Source organism: Roseibium sp., from assembly GCF_965216085.1.
Taxonomy (GTDB): Bacteria; Pseudomonadota; Alphaproteobacteria; order Rhizobiales; family Stappiaceae; genus Roseibium.
Genome location: NZ_OZ244138.1, coordinates 674,380 through 690,250, shown reverse-complemented (window position 1 = coordinate 690,250; position 15,871 = coordinate 674,380). Strand labels below are relative to the sequence as shown.

Here is a 15,871-nt window from a genome sequence, read left to right as displayed (position 1 = left end):
TCTCAGCTCTGTAATCTCACCCCTGATCTGACCGCACGTCCCTGCAGAACAGATCATAGAGCGTAGAGATAATCGAGCTGACTTCGTCATCGACCAGACTGTAGAAGATCATCCGCCCTTCCCTGCGGGTTTGAACCAGGCCTTCCAGCCGGAGCCGCGCCAGTTGCTGAGAGACGGCCGCTTGCGGGACGGTGAGAATTTCTTCCAACTCGGACACCGATTTTTCGCCTTCGGACAACAGGCACAAGATCACCAACCGGACTTCGTGAGACAAAGCCTTCAAAAGGTCGCTTGCCTTGCGCGCTTGCCCCATCAACTGGTCAAAGTCTTCGGTGCTCATATCCTTATTGAAGACTGGCAAATTCATCGAACGGTTCCGGTCCAAACTTCATTAGACGCATATTGCATCGCAGCAGCAGTGATCATTCTGCTTACATGATGCAATAATCTATCTCAATCAACTGCCACTTTTTTCATGTTCCGGCAGTTTGTCGAGCATTTTGCTCAGCATCGGCCAAAAGAAATGCTCACCGGGATACCCACGCAGGCGGGCCACCTCCTCGCCATCTTCAACGAGAATAAACGTCGGGGTCAGCGGTTCCTTCTGGACCTTTGCCAAATCTTCCGGCCATGGGTCCGTAATATCAACGCGGCGCAAGGGCGCGGCCTTGCCTTCGTCGGTCTTGGGGTAGGCAATACCGATTTCCTCGTTCCAAACTTCACACCAGGCACACCCTTGCTGTTCCAGCATGACAAGTTCAGCAGCTTCTGACTTTTCCGAAGCGACTGAAATTCCTAGTACAATCGCAATGCAGACTACTATCCCGGGAATATTCAAAGCGCGCACTATCATTTCTCCGCGTTTTCTGTCATTGCAATATATATGAGAATTTGAATATTTTAAACCGGACACAAAGCATTTCTGGGAGGACATGTATGCTGGAAGTCTCATTAGGTGCAGCCTTTCTGGCTGGGCTTCTATCTTTTGTCTCCCCGTGCGTGTTGCCCATCGTACCACCATATCTGTGTTATCTCGCTGGCGTCAGTGTTGACGAGTTAAAAGGAGAGACCGCCACATCGGACACCGGACGGCGGATTATTCTGGCAGCCATCGCCTTTGTTCTTGGCTTTTCCGTTGTGTTTGTCGCCTTGGGGGCAACGGCCAGCGTCATTGGCCAGTCCATTGCCCGCTACTACGATGTTTTGTCCTATATCGCCGGAACCATCATCATTGTGATGGGCCTGCATTTCTTGGGCGTATTCCGGATTGGGCTGTTGTTCCGCGAGGCGCGTGTTCACGTAGAAAGCAAACCGGCTGGATTGATCGGCGCTTTCATTATGGGACTGGCGTTCGCCTTTGGCTGGACCCCCTGTGTCGGCCCCGTATTAGCCGCAATCCTGTTTGTTGCCGGGTCTTCAGACACGATTTGGAGCGGCGCCGGTCTGCTGGCCATATATGCGCTCGGGCTCGGTCTGCCATTTATCCTTGCAGCAGCCTTTGCCAGCCGCTTTCTCGACTGGGCCAGCCGGTTCCGCAAACACATGGGACTGATTGAAAAAATCATGGGCGGCTTGCTGGTTCTAACCGGCATCCTTTTCATCACCGGCCAAATGTCTGCCATCGCCTTCTGGCTTTTGGAGACATTTCCAGTTTTCTCGAAAATCGGTTGATCCTATCCGGGAGGGTTTTCTTTATGCGTGCAATCACAAAATCAGTCTTGGCAGCGGCCTTTGTGTTGGCTGGCATCTGTTCCAGCAGTGCCGCGACGGTTGGCGAAGACGGCTTGCACAAGCAGCCGTGGTTCACAGTTACCTTCAAAGACATGGCCGAAGACATCGAAACAGCTGCAGCAGAGGATAAACGCCTGGCTATCGTCTTTGAGCAGCGCGGTTGTATTTATTGCCGGAAAATGCATGAAACAATCCTGAGCGATCCGGAAGTGGCCGACTACATCAAGGCCAATTTCATGGTCGTCCAATACAATATGTTTGGCGACGAAGAGGTCATTGATCTGAACGGTGATGAACTCACCGAAAAGACTGCCGCCCGCAAATGGGGCTACGTTTTCACACCCACAATTGTCTTTTTGCCCGAGACTGCTCCGGAAGACGGAACAACAGCAGAATCGGCAGTCGCGACCATGCCAGGCTCCTTCGGCAAGTGGACTTTTTTGAATATGTTCCGCTGGGTGAAAGAAAAAGGCTATGAAAGCGACGAGCACTTTCAGAAGTATCATGCCCGTATTATCAATGAGTTACGGGAACAAGGCCGCCTTTCGGAAAACTGAGAACACAGAAAATCGGGTCTTCGCAAAAAGGCCTATTGCATAATATATGCAAAAAATCATATCTTTTAATGTGAGGAGGACAGGTGAACTGGAAACACTGGTTCACCACGGGTGCGGTGGAGCGCACCCACACTGAGGAGGAAAGCCAATAACATGACCCAGGGCGCAAGAATTAGGGGCGCTGCTTTTGCAATCTGCTTGGCCGGAACGATTTCCGCAAGCCCATTGCAAGCAGAAACAGTTGCCCCGACTGATGTCAACATTGTCGACATGGAAGCCAAAACATCGCTGACCGGAAAACCGGGTGATCCGGTTGCGGGACGCGAAACTTTCGCCAACCGGAAGAAAGGCAATTGCCTTGCCTGCCACGTGAATGCAGATCTTGGCGAGTTGCTGTTCCACGGCGAAGTCGGCCCAGAACTAAATGGCGTCGCCGACCGTTGGAGCACTGAAGAGCTGCGCGCGATCGTTGTCGACAGCAAACAGGTCTTTGGTGACCACACCATCATGCCAGGTTTTTACACCACATCCCTGGGCGACCGTATTGCGGAAAAATTTACCGGTAAGACGATCCTTTCGGCTCAGGAAGTCGAAGATGTGGTCGCCTACCTGCTGACCCTTAAAGAGAACTGATCTCCGGATTGAAGGAGCAAAAAATGACACTCACACGACGCCAGACCCTCGGCCTGACCGCAGGAACGGCGGCCTTTCTGGCACTAAGCCCGCGCCTCACCTTTGCGGCGACTTCTGACACGGAAGCTGCCATCAAGGCGTTCACCGGCGGAGCCACCCCGACTGCAGGAACAGTGTCCCTCGACACGCCTGAAATCGCAGAAAACGGCAACACCGTTCCGGTCGGCGTTTCTGTCGACAGCCCGATGACCTCGGACAACTATGTGGCTTCGGTTCTGATCCTGGCCGATGGCAATCCGAACCCGGCTGTTGCTACGTTCCACTTCTCTGCAATGAGCGGAGCTGCAGAAGCTAAAACCCGAATCCGGTTGGCCAAGACGCAAAATGTCATTGCAGTCGCAAAAATGAGCGACGGATCAACCTTCATGGACACCAAAGAAGTCAAGGTCACCATTGGCGGCTGCGGCGGCTAACTGACGAAGACCGGACAAGAGGAAACGCAACATGGCATCCCCAAAACCCCGTGTAAAAGTGCCCAAGAAGGCCGACAAGGGTGAAGTCATCACCATCAAGACGCTGATCAGCCACCCGATGGAATCGGGCCAGCGCAAGGATAAAAAAACCGGCGAGCTGATCCCGCGCAAAATCATCAACAAGTTCACCTGTGAGTTCGAAGGTCAGGTGGTCTTTTCTTGTGACCTCGACCCCGCAGTGTCGGCCAACCCGTATCTGCAGTTCAGCGCCAAAGTCGACAACAGCGGAACCTTTAAGTTCACCTGGGTCGATGACGACGGCAGCGTCTATGAGACCGAAAAGAAAATCAAGGTTGAGTAGAGCCTGCGGACTATCAGGTCGCACAAATCGGGAGGAGACGATTTGACCATGACGAATTACACCGGACGGACAACCGCAGTTGCCCTTGCAACAGGTTTGGTCCTGTCGTTTACAGCATTGCCATCAATCGCGGACGAGAACGCTGAACTGAGCATCGAAGGCGAGAAGATCGTAACCAAAGTTGCCGCGCCAGAGGGCCATCCGCTGGACGAAATTCTCTCGGGCTGGCGCTTTCGGTCAGACGAAACCCAGGCTTTGCAAACGGATGACTTCGACAATCCGGCATTTACGGCTGTCGACTATGGCGCCGAACTTTGGGAAGAAGCAGCAGGAACTTCCGGCAAGTCTTGCGCGTCTTGCCATGGCGATGCCTCGGAAAGCATGAAAGGCCTGCGGGCTTCATTGCCGAAATGGCATGAAGGTGAAGAAACTCTGATGACACTCGAAGACCACATCAACTGGTCCAGAAAAGAACATCAGGGCGCCGATCCCTGGAAATGGGAAAGCGCGGAAATGCTGGCGATGACGGCCTTTATCGGCCTGCAATCCCGCGGCATGCCGGTCAATGTTAAAGTCGATGGACCGGCCGAAGAGTGGTTCAACAAGGGCAAGGAGCTTTATTACACCCGCGTTGGACAGCTCGACATGTCCTGTTCGAATTGCCATGAAGACAACTACGGCAACATGATCCGGGCCGACCACTTGAGTCAGGGTCAGATCAATGGATTTCCGACATACCGTCTGAAGTGGCAGGGCCTCGGCTCGACCCACCGCCGGTTTAAGGGCTGCATGGATAACATCCGTGCCACTCCATTCAAACGCGGGTCTGACGAGTTTACCTCGCTTGAACTCTATCTGGCTTGGCGCGGCTCCGGCCTCTCGGTCGAAACACCGGCCGTCCGCCAGTAACCTTGGATTAAACAACGGGCGCGGCGGGTCACTGCCGCTCCCAACAAATCGCCGGTTTCCGGCAAACTGAACAAACCGACACCGATCTATAGAGTGATCCAGGTGCATGGGGTTTCATGCGCCAACAGATAAACTATGCCATTCGCCATTGGCTTTTTGGAGGCCCAAGCCTCCGCTGATTTTGGGAGTTAAGTGAATGTTTTCAAGACGCGAGTTCTTGATGGCGGCGACAGCCACCAGCGCCTTGATCGGCTCTGGCATGGCCGGGTCTTGGTCAAAGCTGATGGCACAACAGTCTTTGAGTGAAGACCAGCTGCTGGCGATGGAACCAACCGGGTCTCTGACCCTGATCCACATCACGGACATTCACGCCCAGCTGAAACCGATCTATTTCCGCGAACCCTCCATCAACCTCGGCATTGGCGACGTCACCGGCAAACCGCCGCATGTGACCGGCGCCGACTTTCTGAAGCTCTACAACATCGAAGCTGGATCTCCGGACGCCTATGCGCTGACCTCAGAAGACTTTACCGCCCTCGCCAAGTCCTATGGCAAGATGGGCGGCATGGACCGGGTCGCAACGGTTATCAAACGTATTCGGGCCGAACGCGGAGCAGACAATGTACTGCTGCTCGACGGCGGGGACACCTGGCAAGGCAGCTACACCTCCAACATGACCCTTGGCCAGGACATGATCACCGTCATGAATTCTCTCGAACCGGACGCGATGACCGGCCATTGGGAATTCACCTACGGCACCGATCGTGTCCAGGAAATCATTGACGAGCTCCCCTTCTCCTTCCTTGGATCCAACATCTACGACAATGAGTGGGATGAACCCGCTTTCGAAGCCTGGAAAATGTTTGAACGCGGCGGATCCAAGATCGCGGTCATAGGTCAGGCTTTCCCCTACACCCCCATCGCCAACCCACGCTGGATGATCCCGGGCTGGTCATTCGGCATCCGAGAAGACGACATTGCAAAACATGTCGAAGAAGCCCGCAGCGAAGGCGCTGAGGTCGTTGTCCTCCTCTCTCACAACGGCTTTGATGTCGATCGTAAACTGGCCTCCAGGGTTAGCGGCATTGACGTGATCCTGACGGGTCATACGCACGATGCCCTGCCAGAGCCGGTCATTGTTGACGGCACGCTGGTGATCGCCTCCGGCTCCAATGGCAAGTTCGTCTCCCGGGTCGACCTTGATGTGAAAGACGGCAAGGTGGCCGGATATGGCTACCGGTTGATCCCGATCTTCTCTGATGTAATCACCCCGGACGCCGATATGTCGGCCCTGATTGACGAAGTCCGCGCGCCCTATGAAGCCGATCTTTCCCGGGTTCTGGGCAAAACGGAAAGCCTCCTCTACCGGCGTGGCAACTTCAACGGCACCTTCGACGATCTGATCTGTCAGGCTCTTTTGGAAGAACGCGACGCCCAAATCGCTCTCTCACCCGGCTTCCGTTGGGGGACTAGCGTACTTCCTGGCCAGGACATCACACTGGAAGACCTCCACAACGCCTGCGCCATGACCTATCCGGCCGCTTATCGCTCCACCATGAGCGGCCAGATGGTGAAGGACATCCTAGAGGACGTCGGCGATAACCTCTTCAACAAAGACCCCTATTACCAGCAAGGTGGCGACATGGTTCGTGTCGGTGGCATGGGCTACACCATCGATCCCAATAAGGAGATCGGCGAGCGCATCTCCGATATGACATTGCTTGCCACTGGCGAGGCTATTGATCCGGCCAAGGATTACGTCGTTGCCGGATGGGCATCCGTGAACGAAGACACCGAAGGTCCCGCCATCTGGGACGTCGTTGAAACCCACATCTCCAAGAACCCAGTCGTCAAGTTGCCGGACAACCAGTCCGTCAAGCTTGCCGGCTGATCGTGACGAATACGCTTGAGGACACCCTTGAGGACAACATCATGAGTGATACCAAGGTTTCCAAAACACCCGATCTTTCCCGTCGGTCCCTACTCAAGGCAGGTCTTGCTGCCGGTGCTGTTGCCGGATCAGCAGGCGCCGCCCGCGCCGGCGGTGATCCGCTGATCACCGAAATTCAAGACTGGAACCGTTATCTGGGCGATGGCGTGGACGCTGCGCCTTATGGCCTGCCATCGGAATTCGAGGCCGACGTTGTCCGGCGCAACGTTCCATGGCTGACGGCCGATGCGGTTGCCTCGATCAACTTCACGCCTCTGCACGAGCTCGACGGCATCATCACGCCAAATGGTCTGTGTTTCGAGCGTCACCATGGCGGTGTGGCTCAAATCCGGCCTCAGGATCACCGGTTGATGATCAATGGCTTGGTCGACACGCCGCTCGTCTTCACCATGGAAGACCTGAAACGCTTCCCGCGCGAAAACCATGTCTATTTCCTCGAGTGCGCGGCCAACGGCGGCATGGAGTGGCGCGGAGCCCAGCTGAACGGCTGTCAATTCACCCACGGCATGGTGCACAACGTCATGTACACCGGTGTGAAACTCAAGACGCTTCTCGAAGAAGCCGGTGTCAAAACCAATGGCAAGTGGGTCTTGCCGGAAGGGGCTGACGCCTCCCATATGACCCGCTCCATTCCGATGGAAAAGGCGCTGGATGATTGTCTGGTCGCCTGGAAGATGAACGGGGAAGCCTTGCGCCCTGAGCAAGGGTATCCGCTGCGTCTTGTCGTTCCCGGCTGGGAAGGCAACATGTGGGTCAAATGGCTCCGCCGTCTCGAAGTCGGCGACCAGCCCTGGCACCATCGCGAAGAAACCTCCAAATACACCGACCTTCTGGAAACCGGCAAGGCCCGCCGCTTCACCTGGGTGATGGATCCGAAATCAGTCATCACCAGCCCGAGCCCGCAAATGCCGATCACACACGGCAAAGGCCCGATGGTGATCTCAGGTCTAGCCTGGTCCGGGAATGGGCGTATCACCCGCGTTGATGTTTCGCTGGACGGTGGCCGCAATTGGAAAACAGCGCGCATTGACGGGCCAAGCCTGTCGAAGTCGCTGCACCGCTTTTATCTCGACATTGAATGGGACGGCTCGGACATGTTGCTGCAATCGCGTGCCATGGACGAACACGGCTTTTACCAGCCCACTAAAAACGAACTGCGGATCTCCCGTGGTGAAAACTCAATCTACCACAACAACGGCATCCAGACCTGGCATGTCAAAGCAGACGGGAGCGTTGAAAATGTCGAAGTTGCTTAAAACGCTCGCACTCGGTTCTGCTCTGGTCGTTTATCCGGCCATGGTCTCAACAGCAATCGCCGGGGACGTTGCCAAGGGCGAAAAGGTCTTCAAAAAATGTAAGGCCTGTCACGCGGTTGGTGAGAAGGCAAAGAACAAGGTCGGGCCGCATCTGAACGATTTGTTTGGGCGGACGGCCGGCGGCATTGATGGCTACAAGTACTCAAAAGCCATGATCAAGGCAGGACAAGAGGGCCTTGTCTGGGATGCTGCAACAGTTGGCACCTACCTGGAAAAGCCAAAAGGAATGATCAAAGGCACCAAGATGGCCTTTGCAGGTCTGCGCAAGGAAGCCGATGTCGCAAACATTATTGCTTATCTGGAAACCTTTTCTACCGCAGCTCCAGCCGCCAGTGATGCAGCCGCAGCGCCCGAGGCGACAGAGACCTCCACAGAAACCAAAACCGCTAGCGCAGAGCCCGTTGCAACTCCAGTCTCCAACACGCGCGAAGGCGGTGTTTTCGGTCTTGGACGTGTGGCAACGGAAGCAGAGATTGCGGCCTGGGACATTGACGTCCGCCCAGATGGACAAGGTCTGCCGGTTGGCTCAGGAACAGTGGCAGATGGCGAGGTCTTGTTCACTGAAAAATGCGCCAGCTGTCATGGCGATTTCGGAGAAGGTGTGGACCGTTGGCCGGTTTTGGCCGGTGGCCATGACACCTTAACTGAGGAGCGCCCCGAAAAAACAATCGGCTCCTACTGGCCGTATTTGTCGACTGTTTATGACTATGTGCGCCGTGCCATGCCTTTTGGCGACGCCCGGTCGTTGTCGGATGATGATGTCTACGCCATCACCGCCTACCTCCTCTACCTGAACGATCAGGTTGACGATGAGGAATTCGAACTGTCAGATAAGAATTTCCTGGACATCCGTTTGCCAAATGAGGCGAACTTCATTGCAGATGACCGCTATGAGGAGCCACATTACACGGCTAAGGCAGAGCCATGCATGACGGATTGTGTGGCTAACGAAGTGAAGGTCACCATGCGCGCCCGGATATTGGACGTGACCCCAGATTCGGACGAAGGTGACAACGCCGGCGCTGGTGCCGTCGACTGACCCAACCGGATTGCGGGAGGAACCCGGTATGGACAGAGACTTAAAAAAGACCCCTGGGCGCAACGGCAGGTCCAATATAGTAAAACACCTGCCCTTGCCCGCGTGGCTGGCTTGTGTCGCCATTGTCTTCATACAGCAAAACCCCGTGGCCCTCGCTTCGGAGGGCGATCCAGACAAGGGCGAAAAACTTTTCAGGGCCTGTGTGTCCTGCCATGAAGTTGGCCCCAATGCACGTAACGGTGTGGGGCCTCATCTTGATGGATTGTTTGAACGGTCAGCCGGATCTTTGGAGGGGTTCAAGTACTCCAGCGCGATGAAGAAGCAAGGCCAAGAAGGTTTGGTCTGGAATGAGACAACATTAGATCTCTATTTGAAAAAGCCGCGCGACTATGTCCCTGGCACCCGAATGTCCTACCGCGGCATGAGAAAACCGGAAGACCGAACCCACATCATCGCTTACCTTCAGGAATTGTCGCAGGCTGAACCAGCGGCAAACGGTCAAGAACCAAAAAGCCGGGCGGAGATGGGGGCTGTTGCCATGCAGATCGAGGGCGACCCCGACTATGGCGAGTATTTATCAAGTGAATGTGTGACCTGCCATCAAGTCTCTGGGCGCGCCGACGGCATTCCGTCTATCATCGGCTGGCCGAAGAAACCTTTCATCCGGGCTTTGTTTGAATACAAGACAAACATCCGAAGTCACCAAGTCATGCAGAACATGACAGTTAATCTCGGCAACGAGGAAATCGCAGCTTTGGCCGCCTATTTCGGGACGATTGATCCGCAATAGGTCTCCGCCAGATTGCCTGGGCCAAGCTGCACATCTGGGAGGAAATGACATGCCAAATCTATCACGCCGCAGCTTTGGAGCTCTCGTGGGCGCCGGGGCGACGTCACTGGCCCTGCCCTACTACGCCCGTGCCCAAGGCAAACCCAAAGCCGTTGTGATCGGCGGCGGCGCAGGCGGTGCAACCGCCGCCCGGTATATGGCCAAGGATGCGGGTGAAGATCTCGATGTGACGCTGATTGAAGCCAATCCCACATATACGACCTGTTTTTTTTCCAATCTCTATCTCGGCGGTTTCCGCACCTTTGAATCGATCACCCACAGCTACGATACGCTGGCCTCAAACTACGGCATCACGGTCGTCAACGGCATGGCCGATGCGGTCGACCGGGACGCAAAAATGGTCGTGATGGCCGATGGTTCCAAGGTGCCTTATGACCGGCTGATCATCGCACCGGGAATTGATCTTATTTACGACAGTGTCCCAGGATATTCTAAAGAAGCGGCTGAAATCATGCCGCATTCCTGGAAGGCCGGACCGCAGACCCAACTCCTGAAAGCCAAACTCGACGCGATCGAAAACGGCCAGCAGATCGTCATGGTCACGCCGCCTAATCCCTACCGCTGTCCTCCTGGCCCCTATGAGCGGGTATCCATGATGGCCCATATCCTGAAAGAAAAAGGCTTTAACGACAGCAAGATCACGATCATCGATCCGAAACCAAAATTCTCCAAACAGGCGCTTTTCCAGGAAGGCTGGGAGAAGCATTATCCTGGCATGATCGAATGGTATGGCCCGGATGTACATGGCGGCATCGTCAAGGTTGACCCATCAACGGGAGAGGTCGAAACGGATTTCGACACGTTCAAAGGCGATCTGGTGAATGTCATCCCGGCCCAGAAAGCCGGCATGATCGCCGCCAAAACGGCCCTCACCAATGATAGTGGCTTCTGCCCAATCGATCCAAAATCGATGCGCTCGCAAGCGGATGCGAACATCTTCGTAATTGGTGACGCCTCGATTGCCGGCGACATGCCGAAGTCTGGTTTCTCGGCCAACAGTCAGGCCAAAGTGGCCGCTATGGCGATCCGGGGGGATCTCACCGGCTCGAAAGTCTTCCCTGCGAAATACTCCAACACTTGCTGGAGCCTCATTGAAACCAATGACGGTGTGAAAGTTGGCGCACAATATGCGCCTTCGCCTGAAAAAATCGCGTCGACATCAAAGTTCATCAGCCAGACCGGCGAAGATGCAGCGATGCGCCAAGCCACTTACGAAGAATCTGTTGGTTGGTACAAAGGCATCACCACCGATATTTTCGGCGCCTGATACACACCGTCAGCGGCTGCCGAGGCAGCCGCTGACGATTTCGTTTTATTTTCGTTTAATATACTTTTAACTTCACAATTCAGTCAGATAATGCGAAAAACTTGGTCCATCCTCCGGTGATACCGGCCTACAATCAGCATCGAAACATCTGCTTCTTGCCTTAAGCTGCATCCCTGCAGTTAGACCAGAAGTGCTGCCTCAAAGGGACACACCATGACTTGGACCGCATCACCTGACCGATACCACTCCATGGAATATCGCCGCTGCGGCAAATCTGGATTGAAACTGCCTGTGATCTCCCTCGGCCTATGGCACAATTTCGGCGATGACACACCACATCAGCGCAAGCAGGAAATTGCCCGAACAGCCTTTGACCTCGGCATCACCCACTTTGATCTTGCCAACAACTACGGACCGAAAAAAGGCGCTGCGGAAAGCGCCTTTGGCGAGCTGCTGAGAACAGATTTTGCGCCCTACCGGGATGAGATGATCATTTCGTCCAAAGCCGGTTATGACATGTGGCCAGGCCCCTATGGCGAGTGGGGCAGCCGGAAATACCTGATTGCCTCTTGCGATCAATCACTCAAACGCTTGGGCCTCGACTACGTCGATATCTTTTATTCCCACCGCTTCGATCCGGAAACGCCGCTGGAAGAAACCATGATGGCGCTCGATCACATCGTCCGCTCCGGTCGGGCACTTTATGTCGGCATATCCTCCTACAATGCAAAGCGCACGCGGGAGGCGGCCGCGATCCTGAAGGACCTCGGGACACCCTGCCTGATCCATCAGCCGAGTTATTCGATGATCAACCGCTGGGTGGAAGATGACGGCCTGCTTGATACGTTAGATGAACACGGGATCGGCTCCATTGCGTTCTCACCGCTGGCTCAAGGCATGCTGACCAACAAATACCTAAAAGACATTCCAGACGGCAGCCGCGCAACACAAGGCAAATCCTTGCAAGATCAATTCCTGAGTGAAGAGAACCTGAAAATGGTCCGGTCACTCAATGCGATCGCCGAACGGCGCGGGCAAACGTTGGCGCAGATGGCCCTTGCCTGGGTGCTGCGCCAAGGTCGGGTGACCACCGCTCTGATCGGTGCAAGCCGGGCGGCCCAAGTCATCGACTGCGTCGGAGCAATCAACAACCTCGATTTCACCGATGCCGAACTCCAGGAAATTGATGCAACAGCAAAAGACGCGAACATCAATTTGTGGGCTGCTTCTTCGGAGCGCGAAGGCCCTTCGCGAAAGAAATAAGGTAAAGCCGGGCACCAAAGCTGCCCGGCCTATTTCTAATACAGCCAGCGCGGCAGCCAGGTTGCGATGACCGGGAACATCCAGAGGATCGCAACGGCCGCAATCTGCAAACCAATAAACGGCACAACGCCCCGGTAAATCTGGCCCGTGGTGATCTCCTTGGGCGCGGCCCCGCGCAGATAAAACAGCGAGAAACCAAAAGGCGGCGTCAGGAACGAGGTCTGCAGGTTGATCGCGATCAGCACTGTCAGCCAAATCGGATCGATGCCCATCAGGATCAACGGCGGGATCAGAACGGGCAGCAGGATCACGGAAATCTCGACGAAGTCCAGGAAGAAGCCGAGCACAAAGACAAACAGCATTGCGAAAATCAGCGCACCAGTTGGTCCGCCAGGCATTTCCTTCAAGAGCTCATGGACCCGTTCTTCTCCCCCAAGACCGACAAACACCAAGCTGAAGAAACTTGCCATCAGGATTGTCGCAAAGATCATTGAGGTCACAGTTAGCGTCGATAACAGGGATGACTTCAACAGGCCGTCCGCAAAAGCCGCTTTCAGAATTTTCAGAACAACGCCAACGGAAAACAGCGCGAGACCGGCATAGATCGCAGCAAGAATATACCCGCCAAACGTCACATCGGATCTCTGCAAACGTACCGGAAAAACCGCCGCGGCGACGGCAAGGATCAACAAGGCAACCGTGGCCAGAATGATAAGCTTGGCAGGAACTCCAAGCCGCCGCCCCGCGAGCAGGATTGCTCCGATGGCGCCGACTGACGCAGCTTCATTCGGCGAGGCCACGCCGCCGAGAATCGAGCCCAGGACCGCGATGATCAAAAGAATTGGCGGAACGATGGCCGAGGTGATTTCCTTGAAATCCGGTTTCTCAACGCTCTCCGTCATCGCTGGGGCATCGGAGGGAAACAGTTTCGCCCGGGCGATGATATAGACGCAGTAGACAGCCACCAGCAACAGACCCGGCACCATCGCCGCAGCGAAGGTCTGGCCGACCGAGATGGTCTCGATCGTAAATTTGCCTTGAGCGTATTGCGCCTGCTGAAAGGCGTTCGACATCACGTCAGCCAGAATAATCAGCAGGGTCGATGGCGGAATGATCTGCCCCAAAGTTCCGGCCGTGCAAACCATGCCGGACGCCAGTTTTGGATCATAGCCGTTGCGCAGCATGGTCGGCAGGGCGATCAGCCCCATCGCAACAACAGTGGCTCCAACGATACCGGTGGAGGCAGCCAAAAGCGCACCGACCAACACCACGGAAACACCGAGGCCACCATTCATCTTGCCGAACAGCCGGCCCATGGTTTCGAGAAGCTCTTCAGCAATCCGGCTTTTTTCCAGGATCACGCCCATCAGCACAAACAGTGGAATGGCGGTCAGCACCGGATTGGTGAGAACACCAAAGAACCGTTGCCCCATGGCACCCATCAACTGAATGTTGAATTCGCCCAAGCCCCAGCCAAGCAGCGCAAATCCGGTTGCGACGCCTGCAATTGTGAAAGCAACGGGATAACCAAGCAGAATAAAGGCGATCAACGCGCCGAACATTATCAGGTCAAGCGGCAGGCTCATGCGGGCGTGTCTTTCAAGCGGGCGATATCACGGATCAAAGCAGCTGTTCCTTGCATCAGGAGAAGCACGCAATAGGCGGGAATGAGAGTTTTCAGAAGGAAAGACGCAGGGATCCCGCCAACCGAAATCGGTCCTTCCAAGATGGCCCAGCTGCCGCGGACAGTGGGCCAGGAGAACCACAAAAGGACCAACAGAGCCGGTGTCAGCAGGAACAGATGCCCAAAGACATCGATCCAGGCCTGAGCCCTCTCGCTTGCCTTTGCATAAAAGATATCGACCCGGACATGGGCGTTCACGAGAAACGTATACCCAGCTCCGATCATGAAAATCGCGGCATGAAAATAAAGCACACCTTCATCGAGGAAAATGAAGCTGTAGCCGAAGACATAACGCAGGAGAACGATCACGAATTGCAACAACAGCATGCCGAGCGCCGCCCAGCACAGCGTATTGCCTATTACCGAATTGACGCGCTCCAGCACGTCCGCAAGTCTTGCCATCGCGGTCTTCCTGTTCCCGGCGAATTCTCATTTGGTCATTGCCGGATTTGATCCGGCATTCCGCACCCCGGCATGACAGCGCATTCGCCCGTGGTAAGGAAAACGGAATGGCTCCCATGGTCAAGCCATGGGATGACGGTCTAAGTATTGACGTTCCATTCAGTATGACATCTTGGCCAAGTGGAACACGATCCGGAATCGGAAAACCCCAAGCACTTTGAAAATGCAGCAGCTCCCAGATCCCGGATCGCACCAAATTCGTCCGGGATGACTTCGTTGATGGGTCATCCCGGATTGAACTTAGTCGTATTTGTAGTCCAGAAGACGCGCGTTCATCTGGCCGTTGTCGGCGTAAGGCATGTACTCACGCATCAGCTTGCGGTAGCCGAGGAAGCTTTCGGTGATCTTCTTGACCAGATCATCGCTGTCGGCGCGCAGATCCGCAATCACCTCACCCGCGGCATTGCCCATGGCGACGATGACATCATCCGGAAGTTTGCGCACCATCACACCATGCTCATCGACCAGTTTGGTCAGGGCCTGAGCGTGCTTGGTGTTGTACTCGGTCAAGACATCGTTGTAGAGGCTGGCACAGGCCTGGGTGACAACGTCTTTCAGATCGTCCGGCAGCTTATTGAAGGCATCCAGATTGACCGCGCATTCTTCGGCAGAAGACGGTTCACCAACACCAGGCCAGTAGTAGTTTTTGGCGATCTGGTAATAGCCAAGCGCACTATCGGTCCATGGACCAATGAACTCACCCGCATCCAATGCGCCGGACTGCAACGCCTGGAACATCGCCGGACCGCTCATTGCCTGAACGGCCATACCGAGCTTGGTGCACATTTCAGAGGCAAGACCGGTGGAGCGGAATTTGAGACCTTTCAGGTCATCAACGCTGTTGATCTCGTTACGGAACCAGCCAGCCCATTGCGGACCGGAGTTGCCGCACAAAAATGGCTTCAGGTTGAAGCGGGCATACATCTCATCGTAAAGCGCCTGACCGCCTCCATGGATCAGCCAGCCTGCTTGTTCCGGAGCCGTCAGACCAAACGGCTGCGAACCGAACAGCAGAATGCCTTTGGACTTGGAGCCCCAATAAGCCGGAACAGCATGGTAAAGCTCGGCTGTGCCTTGGCCAACCGCGTCGAAAACGCCGTTGCCCGGAACGATCTCGCCAGCAGCAAAGAGTTTAACTTCGATGCGCCCACCGGAAAGCGTGGTGATGCGGTCTGCCAGCATTTGAGCGGCAACGCCCGGACCTGGCAGGTTCTTCGGCCACGCAGTGACCATCCGCCATTGATGAACATCCTGTGCAATCGCAGGGGCGGCCAAAGTGGTGGCTGCCGCACCTGTTGCTCCAATGGCACCGGCTTTTAGAAAATCACGTCTTTTCATGCTGTCCTCATTTTTTGAAAGGTTATTCGGGGTTGTC

General features: G+C 55.2%; 17 protein-coding genes. 12 read left to right on the top strand and 5 right to left on the bottom strand.

Going from position 1 to position 15,871, the window contains the following annotated elements; all coding sequences use genetic code 11:
* Window positions 1–16 precede the first annotated feature (16 nt).
* Both ACOOFE_RS03230 and ACOOFE_RS03225 read right to left on the bottom strand, forming a co-directional pair.
* Window positions 17–367 carry an ArsR/SmtB family transcription factor gene (locus ACOOFE_RS03230; protein WP_141185094.1) on the bottom strand — a complete coding sequence of 117 codons (351 nt, stop codon included), beginning with the start codon at window positions 365–367 and terminating at the stop codon, window positions 17–19.
* 90 nt (window positions 368–457) lie between these two features.
* Window positions 458–853, bottom strand: a complete 396-nt coding sequence (locus ACOOFE_RS03225; protein WP_420413620.1) for a transcriptional regulator — start codon at window positions 851–853, stop codon at window positions 458–460.
* A gap of 83 nt (window positions 854–936) precedes the next feature.
* Here ACOOFE_RS03225 and ACOOFE_RS03220 point away from each other — a divergent pair, with 83 nt between their 5' ends.
* From ACOOFE_RS03220 to mgrA, 12 genes are all read left to right on the top strand, one after another.
* Complete coding sequence (locus tag ACOOFE_RS03220) at window positions 937–1,671, top strand: cytochrome c biogenesis CcdA family protein (protein ID WP_420413619.1); 735 nt, start codon at window positions 937–939, stop codon at window positions 1,669–1,671.
* Window positions 1,672–1,694: 23 nt separating this feature from the next.
* Window positions 1,695–2,288: a SoxW family protein gene (locus ACOOFE_RS03215; RefSeq protein ID WP_141185092.1), complete on the top strand. Its 594-nt coding sequence runs from the start codon at window positions 1,695–1,697 to the stop codon at window positions 2,286–2,288.
* 153 nt (window positions 2,289–2,441) lie between these two features.
* Window positions 2,442–2,921: a sulfur oxidation c-type cytochrome SoxX gene (gene soxX / locus ACOOFE_RS03210; protein WP_420413618.1), complete on the top strand. Its 480-nt coding sequence runs from the start codon at window positions 2,442–2,444 to the stop codon at window positions 2,919–2,921.
* Between the two features lie 23 nt (window positions 2,922–2,944).
* Window positions 2,945–3,394, top strand: coding sequence for a thiosulfate oxidation carrier protein SoxY (soxY, locus tag ACOOFE_RS03205; protein WP_420413617.1), 450 nt, complete (start codon window positions 2,945–2,947; stop codon window positions 3,392–3,394).
* Window positions 3,395–3,425: 31 nt separating this feature from the next.
* Window positions 3,426–3,755 carry a thiosulfate oxidation carrier complex protein SoxZ gene (soxZ, locus tag ACOOFE_RS03200; protein WP_141185089.1) on the top strand — a complete coding sequence of 110 codons (330 nt, stop codon included), beginning with the start codon at window positions 3,426–3,428 and terminating at the stop codon, window positions 3,753–3,755.
* 48 nt (window positions 3,756–3,803) lie between these two features.
* The gene (soxA, locus tag ACOOFE_RS03195; RefSeq protein WP_420413616.1) at window positions 3,804–4,664 is read left to right on the top strand and encodes a sulfur oxidation c-type cytochrome SoxA; all 861 of its coding nucleotides are present in this window, start codon (window positions 3,804–3,806) and stop codon (window positions 4,662–4,664) included.
* A gap of 196 nt (window positions 4,665–4,860) precedes the next feature.
* A complete protein-coding gene (gene soxB / locus ACOOFE_RS03190; RefSeq protein WP_420413615.1) occupies window positions 4,861–6,555 on the top strand; it encodes a thiosulfohydrolase SoxB in 1,695 nt (564 codons plus the stop codon).
* A 41-nt stretch (window positions 6,556–6,596) separates the two neighbouring features.
* On the top strand, window positions 6,597–7,871 hold the full coding sequence (gene soxC / locus ACOOFE_RS03185; protein ID WP_420413614.1) for a sulfite dehydrogenase: 1,275 nt from the start codon (window positions 6,597–6,599) through the stop codon (window positions 7,869–7,871).
* Window positions 7,855–8,970 carry a c-type cytochrome gene (locus ACOOFE_RS03180; RefSeq protein WP_420413613.1) on the top strand — a complete coding sequence of 372 codons (1,116 nt, stop codon included), beginning with the start codon at window positions 7,855–7,857 and terminating at the stop codon, window positions 8,968–8,970. Before soxC ends, ACOOFE_RS03180 begins: the two co-directional genes overlap by 17 nt.
* 145 nt (window positions 8,971–9,115) lie before the next feature.
* Window positions 9,116–9,760 (top strand): c-type cytochrome, encoded by a 645-nt coding sequence (locus tag ACOOFE_RS03175; protein WP_420413612.1) that lies wholly within the window; start codon window positions 9,116–9,118, stop codon window positions 9,758–9,760.
* Window positions 9,761–9,809: 49 nt separating this feature from the next.
* Window positions 9,810–11,087: an FCSD flavin-binding domain-containing protein gene (locus ACOOFE_RS03170; RefSeq protein WP_420413611.1), complete on the top strand. Its 1,278-nt coding sequence runs from the start codon at window positions 9,810–9,812 to the stop codon at window positions 11,085–11,087.
* A gap of 213 nt (window positions 11,088–11,300) precedes the next feature.
* Window positions 11,301–12,350 carry an L-glyceraldehyde 3-phosphate reductase gene (gene mgrA, locus ACOOFE_RS03165; RefSeq protein ID WP_420413610.1) on the top strand — a complete coding sequence of 350 codons (1,050 nt, stop codon included), beginning with the start codon at window positions 11,301–11,303 and terminating at the stop codon, window positions 12,348–12,350.
* A 35-nt stretch (window positions 12,351–12,385) separates the two neighbouring features.
* Here the strand turns inward: mgrA and ACOOFE_RS03160 are convergent, their stop codons facing one another.
* From ACOOFE_RS03160 to ACOOFE_RS03150, 3 genes are all read right to left on the bottom strand, one after another.
* Window positions 12,386–13,936: a TRAP transporter large permease gene (locus ACOOFE_RS03160; protein ID WP_420413609.1), complete on the bottom strand. Its 1,551-nt coding sequence runs from the start codon at window positions 13,934–13,936 to the stop codon at window positions 12,386–12,388.
* The gene (locus tag ACOOFE_RS03155) at window positions 13,933–14,436 is read right to left on the bottom strand and encodes a TRAP transporter small permease subunit (protein ID WP_420413608.1); all 504 of its coding nucleotides are present in this window, start codon (window positions 14,434–14,436) and stop codon (window positions 13,933–13,935) included. The genes ACOOFE_RS03160 and ACOOFE_RS03155 overlap by 4 nt, the downstream gene beginning before the upstream one ends.
* Window positions 14,437–14,736: 300 nt before the next feature.
* Window positions 14,737–15,834 carry a TRAP transporter substrate-binding protein gene (locus ACOOFE_RS03150; RefSeq protein WP_420413607.1) on the bottom strand — a complete coding sequence of 366 codons (1,098 nt, stop codon included), beginning with the start codon at window positions 15,832–15,834 and terminating at the stop codon, window positions 14,737–14,739.
* Window positions 15,835–15,871: the final 37 nt, after the last annotated feature.

Coding starts and splice junctions, on each gene's coding strand:
- soxA (WP_420413616.1), top strand. CDS start 3,804: ATGACGAATTACACCGGACGGACAACCGCAGTTGCCCTTGCAACAGGT.
- ACOOFE_RS03155 (WP_420413608.1), bottom strand. CDS start 14,436: ATGGCAAGACTTGCGGACGTGCTGGAGCGCGTCAATTCGGTAATAGGC.
- ACOOFE_RS03170 (WP_420413611.1), top strand. CDS start 9,810: ATGCCAAATCTATCACGCCGCAGCTTTGGAGCTCTCGTGGGCGCCGGG.
- soxB (WP_420413615.1), top strand. CDS start 4,861: ATGTTTTCAAGACGCGAGTTCTTGATGGCGGCGACAGCCACCAGCGCC.
- ACOOFE_RS03215 (WP_141185092.1), top strand. CDS start 1,695: ATGCGTGCAATCACAAAATCAGTCTTGGCAGCGGCCTTTGTGTTGGCT.
- ACOOFE_RS03225 (WP_420413620.1), bottom strand. CDS start 853: ATGATAGTGCGCGCTTTGAATATTCCCGGGATAGTAGTCTGCATTGCG.
- soxC (WP_420413614.1), top strand. CDS start 6,597: ATGAGTGATACCAAGGTTTCCAAAACACCCGATCTTTCCCGTCGGTCC.
- mgrA (WP_420413610.1), top strand. CDS start 11,301: ATGACTTGGACCGCATCACCTGACCGATACCACTCCATGGAATATCGC.
- ACOOFE_RS03230 (WP_141185094.1), bottom strand. CDS start 367: ATGAATTTGCCAGTCTTCAATAAGGATATGAGCACCGAAGACTTTGAC.
- soxY (WP_420413617.1), top strand. CDS start 2,945: ATGACACTCACACGACGCCAGACCCTCGGCCTGACCGCAGGAACGGCG.
- ACOOFE_RS03150 (WP_420413607.1), bottom strand. CDS start 15,834: ATGAAAAGACGTGATTTTCTAAAAGCCGGTGCCATTGGAGCAACAGGT.
- soxX (WP_420413618.1), top strand. CDS start 2,442: ATGACCCAGGGCGCAAGAATTAGGGGCGCTGCTTTTGCAATCTGCTTG.
- ACOOFE_RS03220 (WP_420413619.1), top strand. CDS start 937: ATGCTGGAAGTCTCATTAGGTGCAGCCTTTCTGGCTGGGCTTCTATCT.
- soxZ (WP_141185089.1), top strand. CDS start 3,426: ATGGCATCCCCAAAACCCCGTGTAAAAGTGCCCAAGAAGGCCGACAAG.
- ACOOFE_RS03180 (WP_420413613.1), top strand. CDS start 7,855: ATGTCGAAGTTGCTTAAAACGCTCGCACTCGGTTCTGCTCTGGTCGTT.
- ACOOFE_RS03160 (WP_420413609.1), bottom strand. CDS start 13,936: ATGAGCCTGCCGCTTGACCTGATAATGTTCGGCGCGTTGATCGCCTTT.